This is a genomic window from Pantoea latae, assembly GCF_002077695.1.
Taxonomy (GTDB): Bacteria; Pseudomonadota; Gammaproteobacteria; order Enterobacterales; family Enterobacteriaceae; genus Pantoea; species Pantoea latae.
The window spans coordinates 180,757-206,707 of record NZ_MWUE01000008.1; the positions used below are offsets into that span (position 1 = coordinate 180,757).

The window sequence follows — 25,951 nt, forward strand, 5'->3', positions numbered from 1 at the left end:
CATGCTGACCATCACGCTCGATTTCCGTCATCTTCACGATCGCGACGCGCTCTATCGGGCGCTGGCGCAGCAGAGCCACTGTCCGTTCACCTTCGGCAATAATCTGGACGCGCTGTGGGACTGGATCACCGGCGGCATGGCGCTGCCGGCGCGCATTCACCTGCGCCATGCGGCGGGGCTGGAGAACAGCGAAACGTTCGGCGCCGTGCTGTCGCTGCTGGAAGAGGCGGCGCAGGCGCTGGAGGGCGACCTGCGCCTGAAGCGCGATTAACTGCGCAGCGAGGCGAGGATTGCCGCCAGCGCGTGGCGCGCGGCGGGCGTGAGATCGCGACCGCCGGCGTAGCCGTTGTTTTCAAGGATCACCGCGTTCAGCCCCACCAGCCAGTCATAGATATAGTAGGCGGTATGGTTAGCGGGCGCGGCGGAGAGCCGCGTCAGGCGCTGCCCGGCGGAGAAATTGACGCTCGGCGCCGGCGGGCGGGCGAAAATCGGCTGGCCGCGATTGACGCGGCTCGGCGGACGCGCCGCCTCGTCGCGCTGCAAAAAGCCGAGCCAGGCGACAAAATCTCCCAGCACCGTCATCGCCCGCGAAACCTGACGATCGGCGCGTGACTCGTGCGTCACCGCCTGATTTTCCGGCTCGTGCAGCGCCTGCTCCAGCCTGGAGAGAATATCAAGGCGGAAGCTGGCGACGATCAGCTCCTCTACCAGCCACTCCAGCGTCACGCGATCCACATTCAGCAGCGTCAGCAGGCTGCGGTTTTCCGGCAGCTCGCGCAGATGATCGAGCCACAGCGCCATCACCTGACGCGCGAAGCTCTGGCCTGCGGCGCTGACCGGCTGCTGTCCCGCCGCCGGATCGGCCAGCGGCGCGTCGCTGAAAAGATCGAATTCGAAACCGACGCCGAAGTGCTGCGCGGGCGCGTCGGTGCGGATCGCCGCGGCGCTGGGCGCGTCATGCTGGCTCAGCCAGAGCTGACGCAGGGTGTCGCGCGGCGGCTGCAGCCGCTCCAGCAGCTCGCCGTGCAGGCCGGTGCGGTGCTGCAAACACTTCAGCAGTGTATCGGCGATGGTTTGCTTGCGCGCGGCCTGCTCTGGGCTGGCCTCGGCGTCGGTCCAGGGCAGTAGCCGACGCTCCAGCACGCTGTGCTGCAGGTCGCGCAGCTCCGCCACCAGCCGCTCGCGGCGCGCATCGGGCTGCATCTCCTCCTGAAGCCACTCCGCCATGCGGTCGACGCCGGCGCGATCGAGCGCCAGCATCGAGCCCCAGCGCTGGCCGGGCTGGCCAATCTGACGCTGCACCGCTTCATCGACGTTGATCTGCTGATGGCGCGCGTCGTAAGGGGTGATGGCCCAAATCAGGCGCGGCTTCTCGCCGCTCTCACGCAGCGGCTGATGCAGCTGCCATTCACGCAGGGCGCGGCTGGCGAGATCGACATCCTGACGCTGGCTGGCGGCGGTGCAGATCAGCATCAGATCGATGCCCTGACGGCCGGCGTAGAGGCCAGGCAGCAGGGCGCGTTTCTGCTCCAGCGCCAGGGCAAGCAGCGGATCCTGCTGCGCCAGGCGCTGGCGCTCGTCACGCGCTGCCGCGTCGGCGGGCTCACCAGGCGCGGGCAGATCCAGCATATCGGCGTCGTCATACAGGGCGGTGCGCGGCGTCGAACTCAGCGGCATCACCAGCTCCAGCGTCAGCAGCGCCAGCCAGCCGAGCGGCACCTGCTGCGGCTTGCCGATGCGGTTGCCGTTGAGCGGGCAGACTTCCACCTTCATCTGCCGATCCTGCTCGCTGGCGTGGGCGATCAGCTGTTCGCTCGGCAGCAGGGCGTGATCCACCAGCAGACTGAGCGGCGCGAGCACGCGGCTGGCACTGCGCAGCTGATGACGCAGATGCAGCAGATGGCGCAGCATCTCGCTCAGCGCCGGCTGCGTCGGCCAGAGCAGCGCGAAGAGCTGCACCCGGTCGTCGACGCTGAGGGCGGGAGCCAGTTCGACCGCCTGCGGCCAGAAGTGACGGTCGAGCCGCGCCTCGTGCAGACGGTGACGGCGGCTCCAGGCCCAGAGCGTCACCAGCGCGTCGCCGTCGAGCCCGCCGACGGGCGCGTTGAGCCGCTGGCGCTGCAGACGCTGCAGCTGCTGGTCAAGCTGCGCGCTTTCCGGCTGCGGCGCCTCGGCGCGGCAGCTCAGCACCAGGCGTAAAATTTCCGCCTCGCTCATCAGCGCCAGCTCAACCGGCCACTCGCCGGAGAGGGGCTCGCGCTGATGGCAGTAGCGCGTCGCAGCGGCGAAGTCGAGGTTGCCGGGGTTGATCTGCTGGAACACGTTGAGGGTTTTCTCGCCGAGGCGCGCCAGCATCTGGCCCTGCGCGTCGGCGACCATTTCGCTCAGCAGCCAGGCTTTGCCCGCCTGCGACTGGCCGAACAGCGCCAGCGTCACCGGGCGCGCCACCTGCTGCGCCAGGGCGTCGCTCTGCGCGCGGGCGCGGCGCAGCTGACGCGTGACGGTCTCCGCCTCCAGCGCCAGGCGCGGCGCGGCGTCACGGTGTTCGGCAATCCAGCCGAGGCTGGCGTTGAGCGCCTCCTGCAGCAGGCTAAGACGTTTTGCCAGCGTCTGCGGCTGGCGCGGTTTTACAGTTCTCATCGTTTACACAGGCTTCCGCTGTCGATCCAGTACTGGGCATGGGCGTTGCCCGTCGGCGAGAGGGTATTGAGTTTCAGGCTCAGCTGCTCAAGGGGCACGCGCGTGCCGTCGTCGAGGCGCGCGTCGCTCAGCACCAGCCGCTCCGGTCCCGGCAGCACCGGGCCGGGCGCGACCGCCAGCTTCACGCGCAGCACGCTCTCGCCGGCGACCTTACGCGCCAGCTGGGCGTCGTTCAGCGTCAGGCTGTAGAGCGGCGAGGCGGGCCAGCGGTCGTTGTCGAGCTGGCGAAAGCCGAGGCAGACGTTGCCGCGAATGCGAAAGCTGCTTTTACGATCGAGCGCGAAGCTGCCATCGTCGAGATTGATATCGCTGTAGCAGAGATTATCGTCGGTCAGCGCCTGGTTTTCGTCGAGCACGCCGAGGTAGCGGATCGTCGAGTAAGGTTCGAAATCGCCCGCGCGGAACCAGAAGCTGTTCAGACGCAGATCCAGCGCCAGCAGGCAGAGCATGGCGCCCACCGCCGCAGTGGATTTCGGGTTGTCGATACGCCCATGCTTATTAAAAGGATACCAGTCGCTGGTGTGGTAGCCCTCCAGCGAAAGAATGCGGCTGCCCGGCAGCGGCTGCAGATGACGCACCAGCGCCTGAATGCCGGGGAAGCGCGACGGCCGACCGGTGAGCAGCAGCACGTCGCACTGATAGAGCGATACCACTTCGCACATCGAGCGCAGCGCCGGAATGATCGCCATGCGGTGCTGCATAAACTCGGCGTGCAGCTGCGCCAGGCTGACGATCAGCGGCACCTGCAGCAGATCGAACGCGCTCTCGGCGCCCAGCGCACGCTGGATTTCGCCGTTGATAAAGGCGAGCACGGCGTCGGCGGGACGCTGTTCGACCAGCTCGCCGAACAGGGCGTTGATCTCCGCGTGGCTCTCCAGCGGATCCCAGTTCTCATAGCGCTCCAGCACCGCCTGCGCCAGCGGAATAAAGAGCTGCAGCGTCGCCTGCTGGCGCTGCGTGGCCTGGCCGTCGAGGCGGCCGTCGTGGCCGAACAGCTTGTTCAGCAGCGGCTCGGCCAGCGCGAGACCCGCTTTTTGCAGGCTCTGCTGCAGTGCAGGCAGGATCCAGAGCTGGATCACATCCAGCAGAATATCGTCGCCCGCGACCTTGAAGCCTTCGCGGAACAGCAGGCGCGGGGTGATCTTGACGTTATTGCCCTGGCCGTCGTCGAGACGGTAGTGGGTAATCGCCAGATCGGTGGTGCCGCCGCCGATATCGATCGAGGCGATGCGCAGGCTTTTTCCCGCTACCTCGTCCGCTTCGCGCGGCCGATCCGGGCGCGCGGTGCTGCTGAAGAAATCCTGCGCGCGACCGGCGAAGTTGACCTGGGTTTCGTTGAACAGCCAGACCATCTGGCCGCAGGTGGCTTCATCCCACTCCATCTGCACGTCGGGCACCGGCTTGCGGCAGACCGGCGGCGCGGCGGCGTCGAACGGCTCGTCGCCGGCGTGCCAGCCTTCCGCTTTCCACACCAGGGCGATCGCCTGCTGCATGCGGCGACGGAAAATCTCGCGCTCTGGCTTCGGCATCGCCGACGGCAGCGTCAGGATGACGTGGCGCAGCTGACGCGGCGCGTGACTCTGCGGCATGCGCTGACGCTGCGCGGCGCTGTTCATCTGCATCAGCGCCTGCGCCAGCAGCTCGCACAGCATAAAGGTCATCAGCGAGCTGCGGCTGTAGTGGGCGGAAAAAACCGGCAGGCGATCGTCGGCGGCGAGGGCGTGCAGCGGCTCGCCTTCGTCATTGAGCAGAAAAGTGAAGGGCGCGGCGTTGGCCTGCGGCTCGTTCGCGCCCTGCGGCTGGTTAAAACGCCAGCCTGGCTGATAGCGCGCCTCGTCCCACAGGTAGCGGCGCGGGCTGGAGATGCCGGTGCTGCCTTCCAGGCCGGCGCGCTGCAGCGCCAGACGGCTCGCTTCGCGGCCAACACGCGTCAGCGACGGCCACATAAAGGCGTTTTCGCGGCCACTCTGCAGGGAAAAGTTCGCCTTGCCGAAGTGCGTTTCAGCGAACTCCAGCCGGCTGTCGAACAGTTCGTTATAGACCTGATGCGGCTGCGACAGGTCGCGCAGCTGCAGTTCATAGGTTTGCTTCAGGCCGTTGCTCTCTTCGGGATGATCCTCCACCAGAATGCCGCAGGTGTGCGAGTTGCCGACGTCGAGAATAATGTCGACGTTGACGGCGGGCGTCTGCTGGCTGGTGGCCTGAATATGGATATCGCTGAGGTTGAGCTGCTCGCCGAGCAGTTCGAGCAGATTAAGGTAGTGCGCCTGATATTCGAACTCGCGCAGCGCCTGGGCGATCGCCTGCTCGCGGCGGTCGCCGACGCGATCGCTGAAGGATTCGCGCAGCCAGCCGTCAACCCAGGGGTGATCGAGAAACTCGCCCAGCTCATAGTTGTGCCAGGCAAGGGAAAAGGTGACGCCGTTTTGCGCGTCGGCGGGCGTCAGGCCGAGCGGCTCGCCGCCCTCCGCCTCCGCCACGAGGCGGGTATCGAACGCCAGAGTGGCGCGATGGGTGTTGCCCGCCGCGTCCGGCTGCGCCAGCGCGGTCAGACGCAGACGCGCCCAGTTTTCCGGGCCACCGATAAAGCGCCGGCCGCTGGCGCAGCGCAGCATCGGCAGCGGCAGCCAGCAGTCCGCCAGCAGCGCCAGCGAGTCGACCAGCGCCACGTCCGATTCAGGCCGCACCACTTCCGGCGCGCCGCCGTCCTCGGGATAGAGCAGAAACTTGCCGCTGTTGCCGTCAACGTTGAGGCGCAGCAGCGGACCGTTCGCCGTCTGACGCACAAACTGGCGTCGCGCCTGGCCGGCGGCGATGCGCAGGCCGAAGTCGAGAAACTGCACGCCGCTCTCTTCGATCAGCGTGATTTTTTGTTTGTCATCGATCAGGGGAGCCAACATGGTTACTTACTCTCGCGCGTAATCGTCATCGGGAAGGATTTGTTGTCGCTGAACAGCGCTTCGCACACGGCGGCGCCATCTCCCGGTTTACACATCAGCTGCGGCATGCGGTAGCGCGAGCCGTCGCTGCATTTGGCGGTGTAGCGGCTGCGGATCGAGAGCTGGCCGCTGCCGAGCATCGCGGCGGAAACCTCGTCGGCGCTGCAGCGCAGGTTATTGCCCTGGGTGACCGTGGCGCTGCCTTTGCCCGCGCTGAGTTCATAGCGCAGCACCGGAGAGGCGCCGCCCGGCAGGGAGTTTTGCATCACCACGCGCCAGCGGCCGTCGACCACGCTAATCGCGCCGTTGCGGACGTCCTCTACGCTCATTTTCAGCGCGGCGTCGGCGGTGGGCACGGCGGGCGTCACCACGCTGGCGAGCGTAGCGGAAGGCGCAGCCGGCTCGGCGGGCGCGGCGACGCTGGCCGGCGCCTGCGGCAGGGTGGTCGCCAGCTTCTGCGCGGCAATCAGCGCGGCAGGCGGCGCGACAGTGGCGGCCACCGGGGCGCCTGGCTGCGGTGCGGCGACCGGCGTCGGCTGATGCAGCCAGAACGCGGCGGCGGCGGCCACCGCCAGCGCCAGCGGCGCGAGCATCCAGACGCGCATGGCGCGGCGCGGCGCGACAGCGGGCGTCATCACCGGCGCAGCTTCAGGCAGGGGTTCAGGTTCAGACAGCGGCTCTGGCTCAGGGATGATTTCCGGCATCGCAGGCGGCGGCGCGGCGATGACCGGCTCCGGCAGCAGCGGCGGCAGCGCCTCTTCCAGCGTTTCGCGCAGGCAGGCGAGCGCGTCGTCGCGCGTGCGCGCCTGCGCGTCAACAAAGCCCCAGAAGGTGATCACCGGCTTGCCGTCCACCAGATAGACATACTGCTGATCGGGAAACTGCAGCGCTTTGGCCAGCAGCGCGCCGAACAGGCGCATCGCCGGATTGTCGGCTTCACGCGCGCGCGCGCTAAGCGCCTGCATCTCCTGCTGGGTCGTCGTGAGCTGATCCAGCGCCTGACGGCGCTCATAATCGCTGGCGCCCAGCCAGGATTTCACCTTGCCGCTGAACGGCGCGTACCAGTCGAGGCGGTCGCCGCGCGCGTTGGGCTGAGGAATGGCGAGGCAGTTTGCCAGCGCGGTCTGACGACGCAGCCGCAGGGTTTCACGTATTTGCAGGGCGGATGCGTAGACCGGCTGGCCGTTTTCACCCAGCGCCAGCACCGCGTCGAGATTGCCGCTGCGCAGAAAAGTTTTTGCCACCTGTTGGGCCCTTATCGGTCGAATTCTGAGGCAGAAAATCGTGTGTTATCGGCGATTGGGGTGATTTTACGTCGATCAACAGCAAATCAAACGGCGGAAAAAACGGTGATTAAGGGCGTTTTTCGCGCGCTGCGAGAAAAATGTGCAGCGCGCGTAAGCGGTTATGCGGCGTGCGGCTTCAGCACCGCGTGCGCCGCCAGGCCGCCGACCAGCCCCCAGAACGCGGCGCCGACACCAAGCAGCGAGAGGCCAGAGGCGGTGATCAAAAAGGTGATGGCAGCGGTGTCGCGCGTACTGGGATCCGCCAGCGCGCGCGTCAGGCTGCCGCTCAAGGTCGACAGCAGCGCCAGACCGGCGAGGGTGGCGATTAGCGGCGAGGGCAGCGCCACAAACAGCGCGGCGATCAGCGCGCCGGAGAGCCCGGCCAGCAGATAAAAGCCGCCGGCCAGCGCGGCGGCCATCCAGCGGCGACGCGGATCGGCGTCGACCTCGTCGCCCATACAGATGGCGGCGGTGATCGCGGCGATGCAGACGGAAAAGCCGCCAAACGGTGACAGCAGCAGGGCGGCCAGCCCGGTCCAGCCGATCAGCGCCGAAACCGGCGGCTGATAGCCGTGCGCCTGCAGCGTGGCAATGCCCGGCGCATTTTGCGACACCATGGTGACGAAGAAAAAAGGCAGGCCGACACCCAGCAGCGCGGTGAGGCTAAAATGCGGCATGATGCCCTGCGGCAGAGCAAAGCTGGCCGTCTGCGCCGGAAAATGGATTGTCTGCCGGGCCAGCGCCACCGCGACGCCGGCGGCCAGCGCGGCGAGAATGGCGTAGCGCGCCAGCCAGCGCCGCGCCAGCAGCCAGGCGAGACACATGGCGCCGCACAGCGCAAAATCGTGCTGCAGTCCGGTAAACGCCTCCAGACCGAAGCGCAGCAGGATCCCGGCGAGCATCGCCGAAGCGATCGCGGGCGGGATAATGCGCATCAGACGCGCGAACAGCCCGGTGACGCCGCTCAGCACGATCAGCGCGTTGGCGAAGATAAACACGCCCACCGCTTCATTGAGGGTCAGCCCCTGCAGGCTGGTGGCCAGCAGCGCCGCGCCGGGCGTCGACCAGGCGCACAGGATCGGCATGCGCGTCCAGAGTGACAGGCCCAGCGAGCAGAGGCCCATGGCGATACCCAGCATCGACAGCCAGCCGCCGATCTGCACCGAGGAGGCGCCGGCCGCCTGCGCCGCCTGAAAAATAATGGCCGCAGAGCTGCTGTAGCCGACCAGCACGGCGACAAACCCCGACACCAGCAGGGGAAAAGAGAAGGCGGATCGCGCCGTGATGCTCTGCATAAAACCTCCGTCGTGCGTTATAGCGCACATCGTAGCAGTGTGCGCTATAGCGCTCAAGTGCTACACTGCCGCCACGATTTCAGGAGAAGCCTATGGAAAATCTGCATCAGCATCTCAGCGAGGCGCTGAAACAGCTGCGTCAGGCGAACGGCTGGAGCCTGACGCTGGCCGCGGAGCGCACCGGCGTCAGCAAAGCGATGCTCGGCCAGATCGAGCGCGGCGAGTCCAGCCCGACGGTGGCGACGCTGTGGAAAATCGCCACCGGTTTTAACGTGCCGTTTTCCTTTTTTATTCACGGCAACGGGCTGCCGCCAGGGGAAAGCGCGCGCTTCAGCCAGCCTAATGCGCAGATGACGGTGCGGCCGCTGCTGCCCTGGGACGCGCAGCTGCGCTTCGATCTGCTGGCGGTGGAGCTGGCGGCCGGCGCGCAGAGCGACTCCTCGCCACACGAAAAAGGCTGCGTCGAGCAGGTGGTGGTGATCGAGGGCGAGCTGCTGCTCGGCACCGGCGGCGTCTGGCGGCGGCTGCAGGCGGGCGAGGCGTGGCAGTTCGCCGCCGACGTGGCGCACAGCTACCGCAATCCGCTCGCCACGCCGCTGCGCTTTCACAGCCTGATCCACTACCTGCAGCACCCCTGACCTTACAAATTGATACGAAGGTAAACTACACAGTTTACCTTCGTATCTCTATACTGCGATGAACGTAAGGAGAAGAGCGATGAGCGAACTGACTGAATCGGCCGCAACGCTGCGCAGGCTGATCGGCAAGCTGAGTCGTCGACTGCGCGAATCCGCGCCGCCGGGCGATCTCACCTGGTCGCAGGTTTCGGTGCTGGGCTATCTGGTACGCGACGGCGCGATGACCGTCACCGAACTGGCTGCGGCGGAAGGGGTGCGCACCCAGTCGATGGGCGCCACCGTTGCCAGCCTGCTGGCGGTGGGCATGGTGCAGGGCGAAGCGGATCCTCATGACGGACGCAAAACCCGCTATCTGCCGACGCCAGCCGCCCGCGCGCTGATCGCCGCCAACCGCGCCCTGCGCGACGACTGGCTGGTGCGCGTCATCGACACGCAGCTTAGCCCCGACGAACAGCAACTGCTGCGCGCCGCTATTCCCTTACTGCAACGACTCGCCGACAACGCATCCTGAGAGGATTTTCCATGGCTCTGACCACCCTTGATACCCAAACCGCCCTGATTATTATTGACCTGCAGCACGGCATCGTGCGTCTGCCGCTGGTGCACCAGCCGCAGCCGGTGATCGACCTCTGCGCGCAGCTTGCCGACGGATTTCGTGCGCATCAGCTGCCGGTGGCGCTGGTGAACGTCGCCGGCGGCGCGCCGGGCCGCAACGAGCAGGCGCGTCACAGCGGCGACCTGCCGGCCGACTGGGCGACGCTGGTGCCGGAAATGGCGCCGCAGCCGGGCGATATCACCGTGACCAAGAAAACCTGGGGCGCGTTTCATCAGACCGATCTGCATGCCGAGCTGCAGCAGCGCGGCGTGACCCAGGTGGTGGTGTGCGGCATCGCCACCAGCATCGGCGTGGAGTCCACCGCGCGTCAGGCGTATGAACTAGGTTACAACGTCACCTTAGCCACCGACGCCATGACCGATCTCAATCTCGACACCCATCACAACAGCGTCGAGCTGATTTTCCCGCGCCTCGGCGAAACCGGCTCTACCGCCGACGTGCTGGCACTACTTAGCGCGCGCTAAGATGACGATGGCACAGGCGGGTCTGACGCGCTGGGCCGGGCTGATTGCCGGCTCGGCGGCGCTGGTCGTGGCGCTGGAGTGGCTGCATATTCCGGCCGCGCTGCTGCTCGGCCCGATGTTCGCCGCCATCGGCTTTGCCGCATCCGGCCGCGCGCTGAAAATATCGCGGCCGCTGTTCAACTGCGCTCAGGCAACGGTGGGCGCGATGATCGCCGCGGCGATCCCTGCCACCATCTTTCATGAGATCGCCGATGACTGGCCGCTGTTTGTGCTGTGCGTCGGCTCGGTGATCGTCGCCAGCCTGGTGCTGGGCGGGCTGCTGGCGCGCTTTCGCGTGCTGCCCGGCTCGACGGCCATCTGGGGATCCTCGCCCGGCGCGGCCACCGCCATGACGCTGATGGCAGAGAGCTTCGGCGCCGACGTGCGTCTTGTCGCCTTTATGCAATATCTGCGCGTGATGATGGTGGCGCTGGTGGCAACGCTGGTGACGCGCTTCTGGGCAGGCGGCGACGGCGGGGCGCCGGCAACATCGCCCGCGCTTAACCTCTTCGCGCCGTTCGCGCCGCTCTCGTTCCTGTTTACGCTGCTCACCATCGCCGCCGGCGTGCTGGCGGCGCGGCTGCTGCGCATTCCCGCCGGTCCGATGCTGATGACGCTGATCGTCGCCTCGGTGGTGCAGGATGTGGGCTGGGTCGAGATCACCCTGCCGAAATGGCTGCTGGCGCTCGCCTACGCCTTTGTCGGCTGGGGCATCGGCCTGCGCTTTAGCGCGGAGATCCTGCGCTACGCGGCGCACGCCTTTCCGCGCGTGCTGCTGTCGGTGCTGACGCTGATCGCCATCTGCGGCCTGTTCGCCTTTTTACTGGTGAAATTTGCCGGCATCGATCCGCTCACCGCCTATCTGGCGACCAGCCCCGGCGGCGCGGATTCGGTGGCGATTATCGCGGCGTCAAGCAACGTCAATATGCCCTTTGTGATGGCGATGCAGACCGGGCGCTTTATCGTGGTGATGTTCACCGGCCCGATTTTATCGCGCTGGATCGCCAACTGGATGGTACGACGCGCGTTCTGAAAAACGCCCCGGCGTCTGGCCGGGGCGATAAGGTTTACTGAAAGGCGTAGCTCAGCGTCAGCCCGACGCTGTAATTCCGTCCCGGCGCCGGTTCGAAATAGCGCCCATTCCCCTCGTTAACGATAACGGAACCGACATAGTTGCGGTCGAACAGGTTATCGACGCGGCCAAAGAGATCCAGCGTCCAGTTCTGCACCAGCCACTTATAGCCACTGTTAAGCGCCGCCACGGTATAGGAGGGCGCCTTAACGTCGTTAGCGTCGTTGGCGGCGATATTGCTCATATAGCGCAATTCTGCACCGGCGTAAAAGCCCTGTTCCGGCGCGTACTCGACGCCGGTGTAAAGCATATTGCGCGCGATGCCGGGGATGCGGTTGCCGTTGCAGCTCTCGTCGCCGCAGGCGTTGCTGTGATAGCGCGCGTCTAGCAGCGTCCAGGCCGCCTTGACCCGCCAGTCAGCGGCGAACTGCTGATCCACCCCTAGCTCCAGCCCGCGCCGACGGGTTTCGCCGGCGTTTTTATAGGTGGTGCGGCCGCCGAGGCTGGTGTCGGTGACGATTTCGTTTTTGGTGTCGGTCTGGAACAGCGCGGCGGTGATCAGACCGTTGCCGATGCGTTTTTTCGTGCCGAGCTCCACCGTGTCGCTGGTCGCCGGTTTTAAGCCGGTATTCAGGCCGGTTTCTCCGTCGGCGCGATAGGAAAGCTCGTTGATGGTTGGCGTCTCAAAACCGCGTCCGGCTGAGAGATAGGCGTTCCAGCTGCTGTCGATCGCATACTTAAGGGACGCGGCGGGCAGCCATTTGTGGTAGCGCGCATCGCCGCTGTCGTCGCCGTTGCGAGCGGTGACGTAATAGTCGTTAGAGTCGAAATTAACCGTGCTGAAGCGTAGCCCGGCGTCCAGCGACCACTTGTCGCTCAGCTGCCAGGCGGTTTGCAGATAGGGATCGAGGTTCCACATCAGGTTGCGTTCGTTGCGGCGGATATCGCCCTTGACGCCGTAATCGCTGCCGCTGAAGTTCTCGAAGCCTTTGCGGCGCTCGGTCATGGTTTCATAGTCGAGCCCGCCGGTCAGCGTGACCGGCATGCTGAACAGGGTGTCGCGATGGGTCCAGCGGGTGTCGATGCCCTGATAGTGGCGCGTCAGGTCGATCACCCCGCCCGGATGGGTCGGGTTGCTCTGGGTCGCTTTAGGGATCGACTGATACTGGGTGGTTTCACGGATCCCGGCGTACATCATCACGCTGAGATCGTCATTCTCGCTCATCTGACGCTGATAGCGCAGCCCGCCCTGGGTCTGATCCACGGTTTTGCGCGTGTTGTAGAGCGTGACGTTGCTTACCACCTGGCGCGGATTGTCGCGCCACTGATCGGGCGTCAGGCCGCCGGGATCCTGCGCCTCGATATGCACGCTGTTGAACAGCAGCGTCAGGGTGCTGACATCGTCGATGCGCACGCCGAGCTTCGCGTTGCCGAGATTCTTCTGCGCCTCGCTGTGGTCACGGTAGCCGTGCGTAGTGAAGCGCGAGGCGGAAACCGTGTAGTTGACATCGCCCGCGTGCGTGCCGTCGCCGGTGGCGCCGCTGGCCTTAACGCTGTTGCGCCAGCTGCCGTAGCTGCCGTACCAGCTGCCGACTTCCAGCGTGATCGGCTGCTGGCCGGTCTGGGTATCAACGTTGATAACGCCGCCGGAGGCGTTGCCGTAGAGTGCGGAAAAGGGGCCGCGCAGCACGTCAATATGGTCAATGGAGCCGATATCGATATTGGAGGTTTGCCCCTGGCCGTCGGGCATGGTGCCGGGAATGCCGTCGACGTAGAGGCGCAGCCCGCGCACGCCGTAGGTTGAACGCGCGCCAAAGCCGCGCACCGAGAGCTGCAGATCCTGCGCGTAGTTCTGGCGGTTCTGAATTTGCAGGCCCGGCACGCTGCCGAGATTTTCCGACAGGTTGACGCGCGGCGCGGCCTGGCGCATATCCTCGCCGTTCACCACGCTGACGGCGGCGGGCGTATCGAGTTCGGACAGGCCGGCTGGCGCCGGCGCGGCGCTGACCACCATGGTGTTGCTGCCGGTGTTGTCCGCCGCCAGCAGCGGCAGCGGCAGCAGAGCGGGCAGCAGCACGCTGGCCTGACGCAGGGAGACATTTTTCATGGATGAAAGACCGTTGTAAAAGAGACGAAAATGAACCAGCTGGAACAATGTGCGCGTATGTTAAGGTTTTTTACGATTATTTGAAAAGCGTAAATAATAAGGACGTTTTATGCGAAATTCAGCGTCAAAAAATGTTTTCCCAGGCTGGCTTTTTGCCGACTTTCCCTTCAGTGTTAGCTGTTTAGTGGATGGACAACAGGAAGAATGAGTATGAGTCAACAACCCGCAGTCGCCGTACTGGGTTTAGGCGCGATGGGACACGCCTTCGCCGCCAACCTGCTGAAAAAAGGCTTTAAGGTCTATGGCTGGAACCGCACCCGCGCGCGCGGCGAGGATCTGGTCGCGGCCGGCCTGACGCTGAGCGACAGCCCGCAAGAGGCGGTGCGCGACGCCGACGTAGTGATTGCCATGCTCGCCGACGGAGAAACCACGGAGCAGACGCTGCATCAGGTCAGGGATGCGCTGAAGCAGGGCGCAACCCTTGCGCAGATGGGCACCATCGGCGTCGAGAAAACCGACGCGCTGATCGCCTGGTTCGCCGGAGAGCGTCCGGACGTGCTGTTTATCGACGCGCCGGTTTCCGGCACCAAAGCGCCTGCTGAAAACGCGCAGATCCTGGTGATGGCCAGCGGCGACCAGACGCGCGCTCAGGCGGCGGAAACGGTGTTCGCCGCCATCGGCAAAGGCACCCAGTGGCTGGGCGAGGCGGGCAAATCGTCGCGCATGAAGCTGGTGGTCAACAGCTGGCTGATCGGCCTGATGCAGAGCCTCGCCGAGAGCACGCGACTGGCGGAGTCGTTCGGCTTCAGCACCGACGATCTCTGGCAGGTGCTGGAAGGCGGCCCGCTGGCGGCGCCCTACGCCAAAGTGAAGCTCGCCATGATCGCCAGCGACGATTACACGCCGCAGATGCATCTGGTGTGGGCGCTGAAAGACGCGAAGCTGGCACTGGAAGCGAAGGGCGAGGCGAAGCTGCCGGCGCTGGAGAATATCGCCGAACTCTGGCAGCAGGCGGTCGACGCCGGCTACGGTGAACAGGATCTGGCGTCGATCTATCGCTTTCTGCAGGCGTAAGGCGTGACGGCGCGGCTGGCGTTCGATTTTACCGCGCGGCCGCTGGTGCCCTATGCGCACGACTATGCGCACGGCGACAGCGAACCCTGGCATCACCACAGCTGCGCGCAGCTGATCCACACGCTCAGCGGCGTGGTGCGCGTCGACATTGAGCAGGGCAGCTGGGTGGTGCCACCAGGGCGCGGCGTCTGGCTGCCCGCCTTCACCCGCCACGCGCTGCAGATCACCGGCAGCGTCGCGGCGCGCACGCTGTTCGTCGATCCGCTGGCGCGCGCGGATCTTCCCGCCAGCTGTCAGGTGGTGCAGATATCGCCGCTGCTGCGCGAGCTGATCGTCAGCGCGCTGCCGCTGCCGGAAACCTATGCGCCCGGCAGCCGCAGCGAGCGTATCTATGAGCTGATCCTCGATGAGCTGCGCGGGCTGGACGTGCTGCCGTTTCATCTGCCGCAGCCGCAGAGCGCTCGCCTGCAGCGCCTGTGCCGCGACATTCAGCAGGCGCCGGGGGAGTGCTGGACGCTGGAGGGCGCGGCGCGGCAGCTGAATCTCTCCGGGCGCACCCTGGCGCGCCATTTTCTGCGCGAGACGGGGCTTCAGTTCAGCGACTGGGTGCGGCGCGCGCGTCTCGCTATCGCCCTGACGCGTCTGGCGCAGGGCGAGTCGGTGCTGCGCGTGGCGCTCGATCTCGGCTACGAGAGCCCCAGCGCCTTTAGCGCGATGTTTCGCCGTCTGTTGGGCGTCACGCCCGCCGCGTATTTTCCGCAGGCAGCGCGGCCGCCGCCGCGTTAAGCAACGCCTGCAGCGAGGCGCGAGCGATATCGCTGTCGATGGCGACGCCCCAGGCGCGCTCGCCCTGGTTGTTCAGGCAGCAGACGTAGGCGGCCGAACGGCTGTCGCTGCGCTTGCCCAGCGTATGCTCGTGGTAATCCGCGATGGTCAGCGTAAGCCCCAGCGCGCGCCGCAGCGCATCGGTTGCCGCAGAGAGCAGCCCGTTGCCGCGGCCCTGCAGGCGCTGCACGGCGCCGTCCACCCTCAGGCTCGCCTCCAGCCGGGTAATGTCGCCGTCGCTGCGACTCTCTGCTTCCAGCAGTTTCAGCGTCGGCTGCTCGACGCCGTAATGCAGACAGAAACAGCGCCAGACGGCGCGCTGCGTCATCTCTTTACCGTGACGATCCGTTTCCTGCTGCACCCGATGGCTGAAATCCTGCATCAGCGCGCGCGGCAGCCTCAGCCCGTGATTTTGCTCCAGCAGCCAGGCGGTGCCGCTCTTGCCCGACTGGCTGTTAACACGGATCACCGCTTCGTAGCTGCAGCCGATATCGGCGGGATCGAGCGGCAGATAGGGCATCTGCCAGATGCTTTCCTGGCGCTGCTCGCGGATGGCGAAGCCTTTGCGGATCGCATCCTGATGCGAGCCGGAAAAGGCGGTGAACACCAGCTCGCCCGCATAGGGATGGCGCGGATGCACCGGCAGCTGGTTGCAGCGGGTCACCACCTCAACCACCTTCGCGATATCGCTGAAGTCGAGACGCGGCGCGACGCCCTGACTGTAGAGATTGAGCGCCAGCGTGACGATATCGACGTTGCCGGTGCGCTCGCCGTTGCCGAACAAACAGCCCTCGACCCGATCGGCGCCCGCCAGCAGCGCCAGCTCAGCGCAGGCGGTGCCGGTGCCGCGATCGTTATGCGGATGCACACTAATGCAGACGGCATCGCGACGGCTAAAGTGGCGGCAAAAATATTCGATCTGATCGGCGTAGACGTTGGGGGTGTTGACCTCGACGGTGGCGGGCAGGTTGATAATCATCGGGCGTTCGGCGCACGGCTGCCAGACATCGGCGACCGCCTCGCAGATCGCCAGCGCGAACGCCGGCTCGGTAAAGCAGAAGGTTTCCGGCGAATATTCAAAGGTCCAGTGCGTTTCGGGCCGCGCCTCGCAGCCCGCGCGGATCTGGCGCGCGCCCGCGCAGGCCAGCGCGACGATCTCCGCCTGGCTCTGGCCGAACACCCGTTCGCGAAACAGCGGCGCGGTCGCGTTGTAGAGGTGCAGGATGGCGCGCGGCGCGCCCTGCAGCGCCTCGAAGGTGCGGGCGATCAGCGCGTCGCGCGCCTGGGTCAGCACCTGAATGGTGACGTCGTCGGGAATGCGGCGCTGTTCGATCAGCTCGCGCACAAACTGAAAATCGGTCTGCGACGCGGCGGGAAAGGCGACTTCGATCTCCTTAAAGCCGCAGGCCAGCAGCAGCTGCCAGAACGCCAGCTTGCGTTCGGCGTCCATCGGCTCCGCCAGCGCCTGGTTGCCGTCGCGTAAATCGGTAGAGAGCCAGCGCGGCGCGCTGGTCAGCTGGCGATCGGGCCACTGGCGATCGGGCAGGGCGAGAACGGGAAAAGCACGGTACTTCTCTGCGGGTTGCGTCAACATACTACCTCCTGGTTGGGTCAGCTCAGTCTGCCGTGACGCGCAGCTTCTCGGCGCGCGCAAAAATGACAACCCATCGCGCAAACGCGACAGCGTTATGCGCCGTCCGGTTAACCTCATGCGGAATCGGCATCGGCGCTTTTCAACGTCTGGTTTACTCTGGCTTTTTTGCGCAAAGAGGAGGCTGAATGAAATATCACGTTATTGGTATGGCGCTGGCGCTGGCGGGGGCGACGTCCGCGCAGGCCGTTACGCTGCGCATCGCCGATCAGAAGGGCAATATGCGCGCCGAGATGACGGCGGCGCATCAGCTCGACGGGCTGGATTACCGCATCGAGTGGGCGGAGTTTCCCGCCGCCGCGCCGCTGGCGGAGGCGCTCAACGCTGGCGCAGTGGACGCCGGCATCATCGGCGACGCGCCGCTGCTCTTTTCGCTCGCCGCCGGTTCACAGGTTAAAGCGGTGGCGGTCAGCAAATCGGTGCCCGCCGGGCTGGCGGTGCTGGTGCGTCCCGACTCGCCGATTAAAACCGCCGCCGACCTCAAGGGGAAAAGCATCGCCACCGGCCGCGGCTCTATCGGCCATTTTCAGGCGCTGAAAACCCTGGAGCAGGCGGGCCTGAGCGATAAAGATGTTACCTGGCGCTTTCTGCAGCCTGCCGACGCCCGCATCGCCCTGACCAACGGCTCGGTAGACGCCTGGGCGACCTGGGATCCCTATACCGCGCTGGCGGAAGTGACGCAGACCGGCCGCGTGCTGGTGAACGGGGTGGGGCTCTCTACCGGCAACAGCTTCCTGGCCGCCACCGACGCCGCGCTTAATGACCGCGAAAAACGCGCCGCGCTGCAGGATTACGTCAACCGGCTGGCGGCGGCGGATCGCTGGGCTAACAGCCACGTCAGCGATTACGCCCAGACGCTGGCGAAGATCATCGGTTTCCCGCCCGAGGCGGCGGAAAAAGCGTTCTCGCGCCGCCAGTCGCACTGGCAGAGCATTGATGACAACACGGTGCGGCAGCAGCAGGAGACCGCCGACTTCTATCAAAAGTACGGTCTGATCCAGAAAACGCTTGATGTGCAGCCGACCTTTTATCGCGGACTTTCGGTGGCGCAGGACGGTTAACGCAGGATGCGGTTGCGCGCCGGCGCAAAAAGGCATAGAAAGCGAGCAGAGCATGTTCGCTGCGCCTGGCGTTTACTCACCAGAGCGCAACCGCATACCGTGAGGAGGAACGATGAACAGGCTAAAAATCCTGATGGGCAAGTGATTCGCCGAACCCGATCAGTTTATGCGCGGCTTAACCAATGAAGATCTGCGCTATTCCGATCGCGACACACTGATCCTCGACGTCAACGGCACTGCCCGGCTAAACATGAATAACCCCGACGTCGGCAGAGCGATGCGCGCCCGCATGAAAGAGCTGGCGCAAAAACGTTAAGTACGCGCGATGGAACATTTCCTGGCTGACCGATACCACGCTGATGAACTATCCGCTCTTTTTTGAGCTGGGCTGGCGCTTAGCTACAAAATCTTTGACCAGTTTTCCACGCCGACCCCGTCAGAGTGACCATTCGTGCCCTCTTGTTTGGCGTTTGTCACGCCTGCGCGTAACATAGCGCGATGTTGAGTTATTTAAGCGCTTATTTCCCCGATGTTAACCTTTGATGGTCATAACGATCTGCTGCTGAATCTCTGGCTGCACCATCGTGACGCGCCGGTCGACGCCTTCTTTAACGGCATTGAACGCGGCCACCTCGATTTCCCGCGCATGCAGCAGGGCGGTTTTGCCGGCGGCCTGTTCGCGATTTTTGTGCCGCCGCAGGCCTATATCGCCCAGACAACGCCGCATTATGCCGATACGCCTTATCAGCCGCTGGAAATTATGTGGCAGCAGCTGGCTATCCTGAAGCAGATTGCCGCGCAGTCGCAGGGTCGGGCGCGCCTGTGCTGCAGCGCCGCTGAAATCGCCGCCTGCCGCGACGAGGGCGTGCTGGCGCTGGTGGCGCACATTGAGGGCGCCGATGCGCTGGATGAGCACGGCGAGCAGCTGCAGGCGTTTTACGATGCCGGCGTGCGCAGCATTGGGCCTTTCTGGAATTTGCCTAACCGCTTCGGCGTCGGCGTCACCGGTGGCTTCCCCGGTTCGCCGGACAGCGGCCCCGGCCTGACCGACGCCGGCCTCGCGCTGATTGAGCAGGCCAGCGCGCTGAATATGCTGATCGACGTGTCGCATATGAACGAAAAAGCGTTCTGGGACACCGCCGCGCGCGCCGCGTCGCCGCTGGTCGCCACCCACTCCAACGCCCATGCGCTCTGCGCCCAGCCGCGTAATCTCACCGACGCGCAGCTTATCGCCATTCGCGACAGCGGCGGCATGGTGGGCATTAACTTCGGCAATGCGTTCCTGCGCGCCGACGGCAAACGCGACAGCGACACGCCGCTGAGCGAAATTGTTAAGCATTGTGAACGGCTCATAATGGTAATGGGCGACGATCATGTGGGATTTGGCTCCGATTTTGACGGCATCTCCACGCCAGAGGCGTTAAAAGACGTGGCGGGTTTGCCGCGGCTATTCGCCGCATTACGTGAGGCGGGCTATGATCAGGATCGGCTGGAAAAACTGGCCTGGCGCAACTGGCAACGGGTGCTGCAGAAAATCTGGCAGGGCTGATTCATTTCCTTAACATTTGCGGGTTGATCTCGCTGCGCGGTTAGCGCACCATCAGCCGGCTCAAAATTGCGTGCATAATCACTGGATTGTTTACGTAATGATACCTGACGGGTATCGCTTTGTTCATTCACCTTAGAGGAAGACTATTATGTGGAAAAAACCTGAATTTGTTGATTTACGTCTCGGTCTGGAAGTGACGCTGTACATCTCCAACCGTTAATATTCATGCCCGCCTGCTGTGCGGGCATTTTGTTTCAACGCCGGGTTTCCCCTATGTTCATCAAAGTCCTTGGATCCGCCGCTGGCGGCGGTTTTCCTCAGTGGAACTGTAACTGCGCCAACTGTCAGGGCGTGCGTGACGGCACTATCCAGGCCAGCGCTCGCACGCAGTCCTCTATTATTCTCAGCGACGACGGCGAAAACTGGGTGTTATGCAACGCCTCGCCGGATATCAGCCAGCAGATCGCCCATACCCCAGAACTGATAAAAAAAGGCGTGCTGCGCGGCACCGCCATCGGCGCCATTATTCTCACCGACAGCCAGATCGACCACACCACCGGCCTGCTAAGCCTGCGCGAAGGCTGCCCGCATCAGGTGTGGTGTACGCCGGAAGTGCACGACGATCTCACCAGCGGTTTTCCCGTTTTCACCATGCTGAAACACTGGAACGGCGGGTTACAGCATCGTCCCATCGCGCCGCTGGCACCGTTCAGCGTCGATGTCTGCCCGAATCTGCGCTTTACCGCCATCCCGATCCTCAGCAACGCGCCGCCTTATTCGCCCTGGCGCGACCGGCCGCTGCCGGGACACAACGTGGCGCTGTTTATCGAAAACCTCGCCAGCAAACAGACGCTGCTCTATGCGCCGGGCCTCGGCGAGCCGGACGCGGTGATCATGCCCTGGCTGCAGAAGGCGGACTGCCTGCTGATCGACGGCACCGTCTGGAAAGATGACGAGCTGCAGGCAACCGGCGTCGGCACCAACACCGGCAGGGCGATGGGCCATCTGGCGCTCTCTGAAGAGCAGGGGCTAATGGCGCTGCTGGCGTCGTTGCCGGCGAAGCGCAAAATCCTTATTCACATCAACAACACCAATCCGATCCTCAACGAGCAGTCGCCGCAGCGTCAGTTTCTGACGCAGCAGGGCATTGAAGTGAGCTGGGACGGCATGGCGATTCATCTCCAGGAGTGAGTGATGCAAATCACCGAGACGCTGACGCCACAGGCGTTTGAACAGGCGCTGCGCGACAAAGGCGCGTACTACCATATTCATCATCCTTACCATATCGCGATGCACAGCGGCGAGGCGACGCGCGAGCAGATCCAGGGCTGGGTCGCGAACCGTTTCTACTACCAGACCAGCATTCCGCTGAAAGACGCGGCGATCATGGCGAACTGCCCGGATCCTGCCACGCGCCGCAAGTGGGTGCAGCGCATTCTCGATCACGACGGCAGCAACGGTCACGACGGCGGCATCGAGGCCTGGCTGCAGCTGGGCGAGGCGGTGGGGTTGACGCGCGAGGCGCTGCTGTCCGAGCAGCATGTGCTGCCGGGCGTGCGCTTTGCCGTCGACGCCTATGTCAACTTCGCGCGCCGCGCCAACTGGCAGGAAGCGGCCTGCAGCTCGCTGACCGAACTCTTCGCGCCGCAGATCCACCAGTCGCGCCTCGACAGCTGGCCGCAGCACTATCCCTGGATCAAGGAAGAGGGTTACTTTTACTTCCGTAGCCGCCTGAGCCAGGCGAACCGCGACGTCGAGCATGGCCTGGCGCTGGCGCTGGAGTTCTGCAACACGGTCGAGAAACAGAACCGCATGCTGGAGATCCTGCAGTTTAAGCTCGATATTCTCTGGACGATGCTCGACGCCATGACCATGGCCTACGCGCTGCAGCGCCCGCCTTACCATACGGTCACCGACAAGGCGGCCTGGCACACCACACGACTGGTATAACATGATGAATGAACACGCTATTCCCGCCTTTCGCCGCGGCTATCGCATGCAGTGGGAAGCCGCGCAGGAGAGCCACGTGGTGCTCTATCCGGAAGGCATGGCGAAGCTGAATGAAACCGCCGCCGCCATTCTCGAACAGGTAGACGGCAAGGCGAGCGTGGCAGCGATTATCGCCATCCTCGACGCGCGCTTCCCGGAAGCGGGCGGCGTCGGCGAAGACGTTAAAGAGTTTCTGCGCGCGGCGTATGAACAAAAGTGGATAATGTTTCGTGACCCAGAATAAACCCGCCGTCAATCCGCCGCTCTGGCTGCTGGCGGAGCTGACCTATCGCTGCCCGCTGCAGTGCCCGTACTGCTCAAACCCGCTCGACTTCGCGCAGCAGGAGAAAGAGCTGACCACGGAGCAGTGGATTGAGGTATTCCGTCAGGCGCGCGCCATGGGCAGCGTCCAGCTCGGCTTCTCGGGCGGCGAACCCCTGACGCGCAAAGATCTGCCGGAGCTGATCCGCGCCGCGCGCGATCTCGGCTTCTACACCAACCTGATCACCTCCGGCATCGGCCTCACCGAGAAGAAGCTCGACGCCTTCGCCGACGCGGGCCTGGACCATATCCAGATCAGCTTCCAGGCGAGCGACGAGACGCTGAACGCCGCGCTGGCTGGCTCGAAAAAAGCCTTCCAGCAGAAGCTGGAGATGGCGCGCGCGGTGAAGAAGCACGGCTATCCGATGGTGCTGAACTTCGTGTTACACCGTCACAATATCGATCAGATCGACAAGATTATCGACCTCTGCATTGAGCTGGAAGCGGACGATGTCGAGCTGGCCACCTGCCAGTTCTACGGCTGGGCGCAGCTCAACCGCCAGGGCCTGCTGCCGACGCGCGAGCAGATTGCGCAGGCGGAGGCGGTGGTCAGCCGCTATCGCGAGCGCATGAGCACCAGCGGCAACCTGACCAATCTGCTGTTTGTGACGCCGGATTACTATGAAGAGCGTCCCAAGCCCTGCATGGGCGGCTGGGGCGCGATCTTCCTCAGCGTGACGCCGGAGGGCACCGCGCTGCCGTGCCACAGCGCGCGCCAGCTGCCGGTGCAATTCCCGTCAGTGCTGGAGCAGCCGCTGGAGGATATCTGGTATCGCTCATTCGGCTTTAACCGCTATCGCGGCTTCGACTGGATGCCGGAACCCTGCCGCTCGTGCGACGAGAAAGAGAAGGACTTTGGCGGCTGTCGCTGTCAGGCCTTTATGCTGACCGGCAACGCCGATAACACCGATCCGGTGTGCAGCAAGTCGCCGCATCATGAGGTGATCCTTGAGGCGAGACGCGAAGCGGCGTGCAGCGACGTGAAAATCGGCCAGCTGCAGTTCCGCAACCGCACCAACTCCCAGCTGATCTACAAAACCCGGACCTTTTAACATGGTCGAGACGCGTCAGCTGCGGCTGCATAAGGGCCTGCGCGTTACGCTGATCCATCAGCCCGACGCGCAGCAGGCCGCCGCGCTGGCGCAGGTGGCGGTGGGTAGCCATGACGAGCCTGACGCCTGGCCTGGGCTGGCGCACCTGCTGGAGCACCTGCTGTTCAGCGACAGCGCCCGGTTTCAGGGCGACGAACGGCTGATGCCCTGGGTGCAGGCCGCCGGCGGGCGGCTCAATGCCACCACGCTGCCGCGCAGCAGCGCCTGGTTTTTCGAAGTGGAGCCTGCGCTGCTGGCTGAGGGCGCGGCGCGGCTGGCGGATATGCTGGCCGCGCCGCAGTTCCCGTCCGAGGCGATCGCCCAGGAAGCAGCGGTGATCGATGCCGAATACCGGCTGATCCAGCAGCACACGCCATCGCGTCGCGAAGCCGCGCTTTATACGCGCGTCAGCGCACCGTCCGCTTTTCAGCGTTTCCACATCGGCAGCCGCGAGGCGTTTGGCGACGATATGGCGGCGCTTAAAGAGGCGCTGCATCAGTTTCACCAGCGTTTCTTTGTCGCCGGCGAGACGCAGCTCCTGCTGCAGGGGCCGCAGTCGCTGGCGGCGCTGGAACAGCTGGCGCACGATTTCGCCGGGCGGCTGCCGTCGGGCAGAGCGGCACCGCGGGCAGAGGAGATTCGTTTTCTCTCGCAGGCGGATATCGCGCTGACGACCCACAGCCCTGGCGCGCTGGGGATCACCTTTTACCTGCACGATTTCACGCATGACGTTCGTGACAACGTCACCTTATTGCGCGAGTTTTTGCAGGATGAGGCGCCAGACGGCGCGATGCATAGCCTGCGCCAGCAGGCGTGGGCGCAGCAGCTGACGTTCAGCTGGCTCAGCCTTGACGCGACGGGCAGCTGGCTGGCGTTGCAGTTCGACACCGAGCAGCCCGACGCGGTCTGCGCCTGGCTTGCTCATGCGCTGCGCGCGCTGGCGCACACCTCATCTGCACAGCGCGCGCACTATCTGCAACTGGCGCAGCAGCGCTTTGCCGCGCTCACGCCGCTCGATCAGCTACGCGAACGGGCGTTCGGCTTCGCGCCGCCCGCGCAGACGACGCATTTTAGCGCGCTGCTGCGTCAGTTAGCCCAGGCGCCGCAGGCGCGGCTGTGGAGCGCCGCCAGCGTGCAGGGCGAGGCGACAGAGACGCAGGGCTTCAGCCTGCAGCTGCAACCCTGGACGCCGGGCCACTTTCACGGGGCGCTGCCGCCGCTGCGTTTCCATCCACTGGCGCACCGGCACGCTGAGCTGACACCGCCCGCCGACCGCGCGCCGCTGATCTCGCTGGCAGGCGACGCTCCGGCGACGCTGCTGCTGCGCCCGCCTTTTTTCACTGCGGTGAGCCCTGCGGACGCCGCCGCAATCGACCGCCGCCTGCGGCCGCTGTTCGCGCTGCTGCGTCATCAGGGCGGCGCGGGAAGCTGGCGCGAGGCGCAGGGCGTCTGGCAGCTTGAGGCGCAGCTGCCGGCAGGCAGCGAAGGCTGGCTGGCGTCGCTGCCGGACGCCCTGCGTCTGGACGGCAGTCCGCCTGCTGAGCCGCCGCCGGACGATGTGGCGATCCGCGAGCTGCTGCGCCAGTTGCCGCAGGCGGTTGCCGCACGCTCTGCCACCGGCCGCTGGCGCGCGGCGCTCTATGGCGGTTCGCCCGAGCAGCAGGCGGTTATCGCGCAGTGGCTGGCGCCGCTGGCCAGAGAGTCTGACGATCCATGCCCGCCGCCCCGAGCTGGCCGGTGTCTGACTGTCGCCCATCCCAGCCGCGATCGTGCGCTGCTGCTGTTCTTGCCTGCGCCGCCTGAGGTCTCGCTGGCCGCGCTGCGCGCGCTGGCGCTGCTGATGGAGCCGCGCTTTTTTCAGCGCATGCGCGTCGAGCAGCAGATTGGTTATGTGGTCAGCTGCCGCTATCAGCGCTGCGCCGACCGCGACGGCATTCTGTTTGCCCTGCAGTCGCCGGATGTCGCGCCCGACGCGCTGCGGGCGCAGTGCGAAACCTTTTTGCAGCAGTTCGCCATCGCTGAGGAGGCGGAGAGGCTGGCGACCCTGCAATCGCGGCTCTGCGCCCAGCTAACGGCCGCGTCGGCCAGGGCGGAGAAGTTACAGCGTGCACTGCGCCAGGCGCACGGCCTGCGCGATCTGGGCCGGGCGTCAGTGGACGCGCTTACGCCGCAGGCGCTGCGTCAGGCGCAGGCGCAGCTGGTTATCGGATGGCCCGGCGCGGTGGCGCTGGAAACGCGTTGCGTCGAAACGCAATAGTCACGCCAGGATATTGCTGAATTTATTTGAAAATTAAGACCAAAACTCTTCACTATATCTGCGCCGGGGTTTCAGAGACACTCAAAAGGATTCGGCTGTTTTAAAAGGAACCTAAAGTGAAAAATAGTAAACGTCTTGCGCTGCCGCTGCTGGCCGCTTTTGCACTCTACGCCCCGCTGTCACAGGCGGCTGCTCAGCACTACGAGCTTAACCCAGAGCATACCTCGGTCATCGTCACCTGGACCCACTTTGGCTTTTCCCATCCCACCGCGGATATTCCTGACAGCAAAGGCACACTGGTCTTCGACAGCGAAAATCCCACCGCCTCGCGCGTTGACGTGACGCTGCCTGTCAGCCAGATCGACAGCCATGTCCCGGCGCTGACCAAAGAGTTTAAAGGCGCTGAGTACTTCGACACCGCTAAATACCCGACCGCCACCTTCCACAGCACCAAAGTGGTAGCGAAGGGCGACAACAAATTTGACGTAGAGGGCAACCTGACGCTGAAAGGCATCACCAAACCGGTTACCCTGCACGCCACGCTGAACAAGCAGGGCGAGCACCCGATGGTGAAGAAGCAGGCGATTGGCTTTGATGCCACCGGCACCATCAAGCGCTCTGACTTCAAACTGGATAAATATGTGCCCGCCGTTGGCGACGACGTAACGCTGACTATTTCCACCGAAGCCTACGCAAAATAAGTTTTTTGCCTCTCTCTCTGACGCTGGAGAGAGAGGTTTTCCCCATCCTTATCCTCGCTATATCTCTTTTAACTGCTGGCGCTAAAACCGGTTAACGCTGACAACCTGTTGCGCAGTAAATCATCACGCCTGAAATAAAAACGCCGCGTTAAATAAGCCTGCGCCCGTTAAAAATGAGGCGATAATCACAAATCCGCACGATCGCTGTTAAGGCGAAATCACCTCCCCGGCTCAGACGAAAATAAACAGGCTTTTTTTATCCAACCAGATGAATAT

The 25,951-nt window shown here is 64.6% G+C and carries 23 protein-coding genes; 17 read left to right on the forward strand and 6 right to left on the reverse strand.

The window, feature by feature from the left end; all coding sequences use genetic code 11:
- Position 1: 1 nt before the first annotated feature.
- Complete coding sequence (locus tag B2J69_RS06345; RefSeq protein WP_081137485.1) at positions 2-271, forward strand: barstar family protein; 270 nt, start codon at positions 2-4, stop codon at positions 269-271.
- On the opposite strand, the gene B2J69_RS06350 is transcribed toward B2J69_RS06345, so the two are convergent.
- The 4 genes from B2J69_RS06350 to B2J69_RS06365 all read right to left on the reverse strand — a co-directional run bounded on the left by B2J69_RS06350 (position 268) and on the right by B2J69_RS06365 (position 8,220).
- Positions 268-2,640 carry a virulence factor SrfC family protein gene (locus B2J69_RS06350; protein ID WP_081137487.1) on the reverse strand — a complete coding sequence of 791 codons (2,373 nt, stop codon included), beginning with the start codon at positions 2,638-2,640 and terminating at the stop codon, positions 268-270. The genes B2J69_RS06345 and B2J69_RS06350 overlap by 4 nt on opposite strands.
- Positions 2,637-5,600 (reverse strand): virulence factor SrfB, encoded by a 2,964-nt coding sequence (locus tag B2J69_RS06355; RefSeq protein ID WP_081137490.1) that lies wholly within the window; start codon positions 5,598-5,600, stop codon positions 2,637-2,639. Before B2J69_RS06355 ends, B2J69_RS06350 begins: the two co-directional genes overlap by 4 nt.
- A gap of 2 nt (positions 5,601-5,602) precedes the next feature.
- Positions 5,603-6,883, reverse strand: coding sequence for an SrfA family protein (locus B2J69_RS06360; protein ID WP_081137493.1), 1,281 nt, complete (start codon positions 6,881-6,883; stop codon positions 5,603-5,605).
- A gap of 161 nt (positions 6,884-7,044) precedes the next feature.
- Entirely contained in the window at positions 7,045-8,220 is a 1,176-nt protein-coding gene (locus tag B2J69_RS06365) for a benzoate/H(+) symporter BenE family transporter (protein WP_081137496.1), read from the reverse strand.
- A 92-nt stretch (positions 8,221-8,312) separates the two neighbouring features.
- On the opposite strand from B2J69_RS06365, the gene B2J69_RS06370 reads away from it, so the two are divergent.
- From B2J69_RS06370 to B2J69_RS06385, 4 genes are all read left to right on the forward strand, one after another.
- The gene (locus B2J69_RS06370) at positions 8,313-8,858 is read left to right on the forward strand and encodes a helix-turn-helix domain-containing protein (RefSeq protein WP_081137499.1); all 546 of its coding nucleotides are present in this window, start codon (positions 8,313-8,315) and stop codon (positions 8,856-8,858) included.
- Between the two features lie 79 nt (positions 8,859-8,937).
- Entirely contained in the window at positions 8,938-9,369 is a 432-nt protein-coding gene (locus B2J69_RS06375) for a MarR family winged helix-turn-helix transcriptional regulator (RefSeq protein WP_081137502.1), read from the forward strand.
- Between the two features lie 11 nt (positions 9,370-9,380).
- Complete coding sequence (locus B2J69_RS06380) at positions 9,381-9,938, forward strand: isochorismatase family protein (RefSeq protein ID WP_081137505.1); 558 nt, start codon at positions 9,381-9,383, stop codon at positions 9,936-9,938.
- Position 9,939: 1 nt separating this feature from the next.
- Positions 9,940-11,010: an AbrB family transcriptional regulator gene (locus B2J69_RS06385; protein WP_094078481.1), complete on the forward strand. Its 1,071-nt coding sequence runs from the start codon at positions 9,940-9,942 to the stop codon at positions 11,008-11,010.
- 34 nt (positions 11,011-11,044) lie between these two features.
- On the opposite strand, the gene pqqU is transcribed toward B2J69_RS06385, so the two are convergent.
- Positions 11,045-13,156, reverse strand: a complete 2,112-nt coding sequence (pqqU, locus tag B2J69_RS06390; protein WP_174580889.1) for a TonB-dependent receptor PqqU — start codon at positions 13,154-13,156, stop codon at positions 11,045-11,047.
- Positions 13,157-13,366: 210 nt separating this feature from the next.
- Here pqqU and B2J69_RS06395 point away from each other — a divergent pair, with 210 nt between their 5' ends.
- Complete coding sequence (locus B2J69_RS06395; RefSeq protein ID WP_081137508.1) at positions 13,367-14,230, forward strand: NAD(P)-dependent oxidoreductase; 864 nt, start codon at positions 13,367-13,369, stop codon at positions 14,228-14,230.
- Positions 14,231-14,233: 3 nt separating this feature from the next.
- Positions 14,234-15,016, forward strand: coding sequence for an AraC family transcriptional regulator (locus B2J69_RS06400; protein ID WP_081137511.1), 783 nt, complete (start codon positions 14,234-14,236; stop codon positions 15,014-15,016).
- Here the strand turns inward: B2J69_RS06400 and leuA are convergent.
- On the reverse strand, positions 14,967-16,649 hold the full coding sequence (gene leuA, locus B2J69_RS06405; RefSeq protein WP_081137514.1) for a 2-isopropylmalate synthase: 1,683 nt from the start codon (positions 16,647-16,649) through the stop codon (positions 14,967-14,969). The two genes, B2J69_RS06400 and leuA, sit on opposite strands and share 50 nt — an antisense overlap.
- Positions 16,650-16,834: 185 nt before the next feature.
- Between leuA and B2J69_RS06410 the strand changes: the two genes are divergently transcribed.
- From B2J69_RS06410 to B2J69_RS06450, 10 genes are all read left to right on the forward strand, one after another.
- The gene (locus tag B2J69_RS06410) at positions 16,835-17,767 is read left to right on the forward strand and encodes an ABC transporter substrate-binding protein (protein ID WP_081137516.1); all 933 of its coding nucleotides are present in this window, start codon (positions 16,835-16,837) and stop codon (positions 17,765-17,767) included.
- 166 nt (positions 17,768-17,933) lie between these two features.
- Complete coding sequence (locus B2J69_RS24165) at positions 17,934-18,083, forward strand: hypothetical protein (protein ID WP_167376554.1); 150 nt, start codon at positions 17,934-17,936, stop codon at positions 18,081-18,083.
- 213 nt (positions 18,084-18,296) lie between these two features.
- Complete coding sequence (locus tag B2J69_RS06415) at positions 18,297-19,316, forward strand: dipeptidase (protein WP_081137519.1); 1,020 nt, start codon at positions 18,297-18,299, stop codon at positions 19,314-19,316.
- 148 nt (positions 19,317-19,464) lie between these two features.
- Positions 19,465-19,536 (forward strand): pyrroloquinoline quinone precursor peptide PqqA, encoded by a 72-nt coding sequence (gene pqqA / locus B2J69_RS06420; protein ID WP_010617686.1) that lies wholly within the window; start codon positions 19,465-19,467, stop codon positions 19,534-19,536.
- Between the two features lie 53 nt (positions 19,537-19,589).
- Positions 19,590-20,507 (forward strand): pyrroloquinoline quinone biosynthesis protein PqqB, encoded by a 918-nt coding sequence (gene pqqB / locus B2J69_RS06425; RefSeq protein WP_081137522.1) that lies wholly within the window; start codon positions 19,590-19,592, stop codon positions 20,505-20,507.
- 3 nt (positions 20,508-20,510) lie between these two features.
- Entirely contained in the window at positions 20,511-21,266 is a 756-nt protein-coding gene (pqqC, locus tag B2J69_RS06430; protein ID WP_081137525.1) for a pyrroloquinoline-quinone synthase PqqC, read from the forward strand.
- Positions 21,267-21,270: 4 nt separating this feature from the next.
- Positions 21,271-21,549, forward strand: coding sequence for a pyrroloquinoline quinone biosynthesis peptide chaperone PqqD (pqqD, locus tag B2J69_RS06435; RefSeq protein WP_081137715.1), 279 nt, complete (start codon positions 21,271-21,273; stop codon positions 21,547-21,549).
- Complete coding sequence (pqqE, locus tag B2J69_RS06440) at positions 21,536-22,678, forward strand: pyrroloquinoline quinone biosynthesis protein PqqE (protein WP_081137528.1); 1,143 nt, start codon at positions 21,536-21,538, stop codon at positions 22,676-22,678. Before pqqD ends, pqqE begins: the two co-directional genes overlap by 14 nt.
- A gap of 1 nt (position 22,679) precedes the next feature.
- Complete coding sequence (pqqF, locus tag B2J69_RS06445) at positions 22,680-24,974, forward strand: pyrroloquinoline quinone biosynthesis protein PqqF (protein ID WP_081137531.1); 2,295 nt, start codon at positions 22,680-22,682, stop codon at positions 24,972-24,974.
- Positions 24,975-25,090: 116 nt separating this feature from the next.
- The gene (locus B2J69_RS06450; RefSeq protein ID WP_081137534.1) at positions 25,091-25,675 is read left to right on the forward strand and encodes a YceI family protein; all 585 of its coding nucleotides are present in this window, start codon (positions 25,091-25,093) and stop codon (positions 25,673-25,675) included.
- Positions 25,676-25,951: the final 276 nt, after the last annotated feature.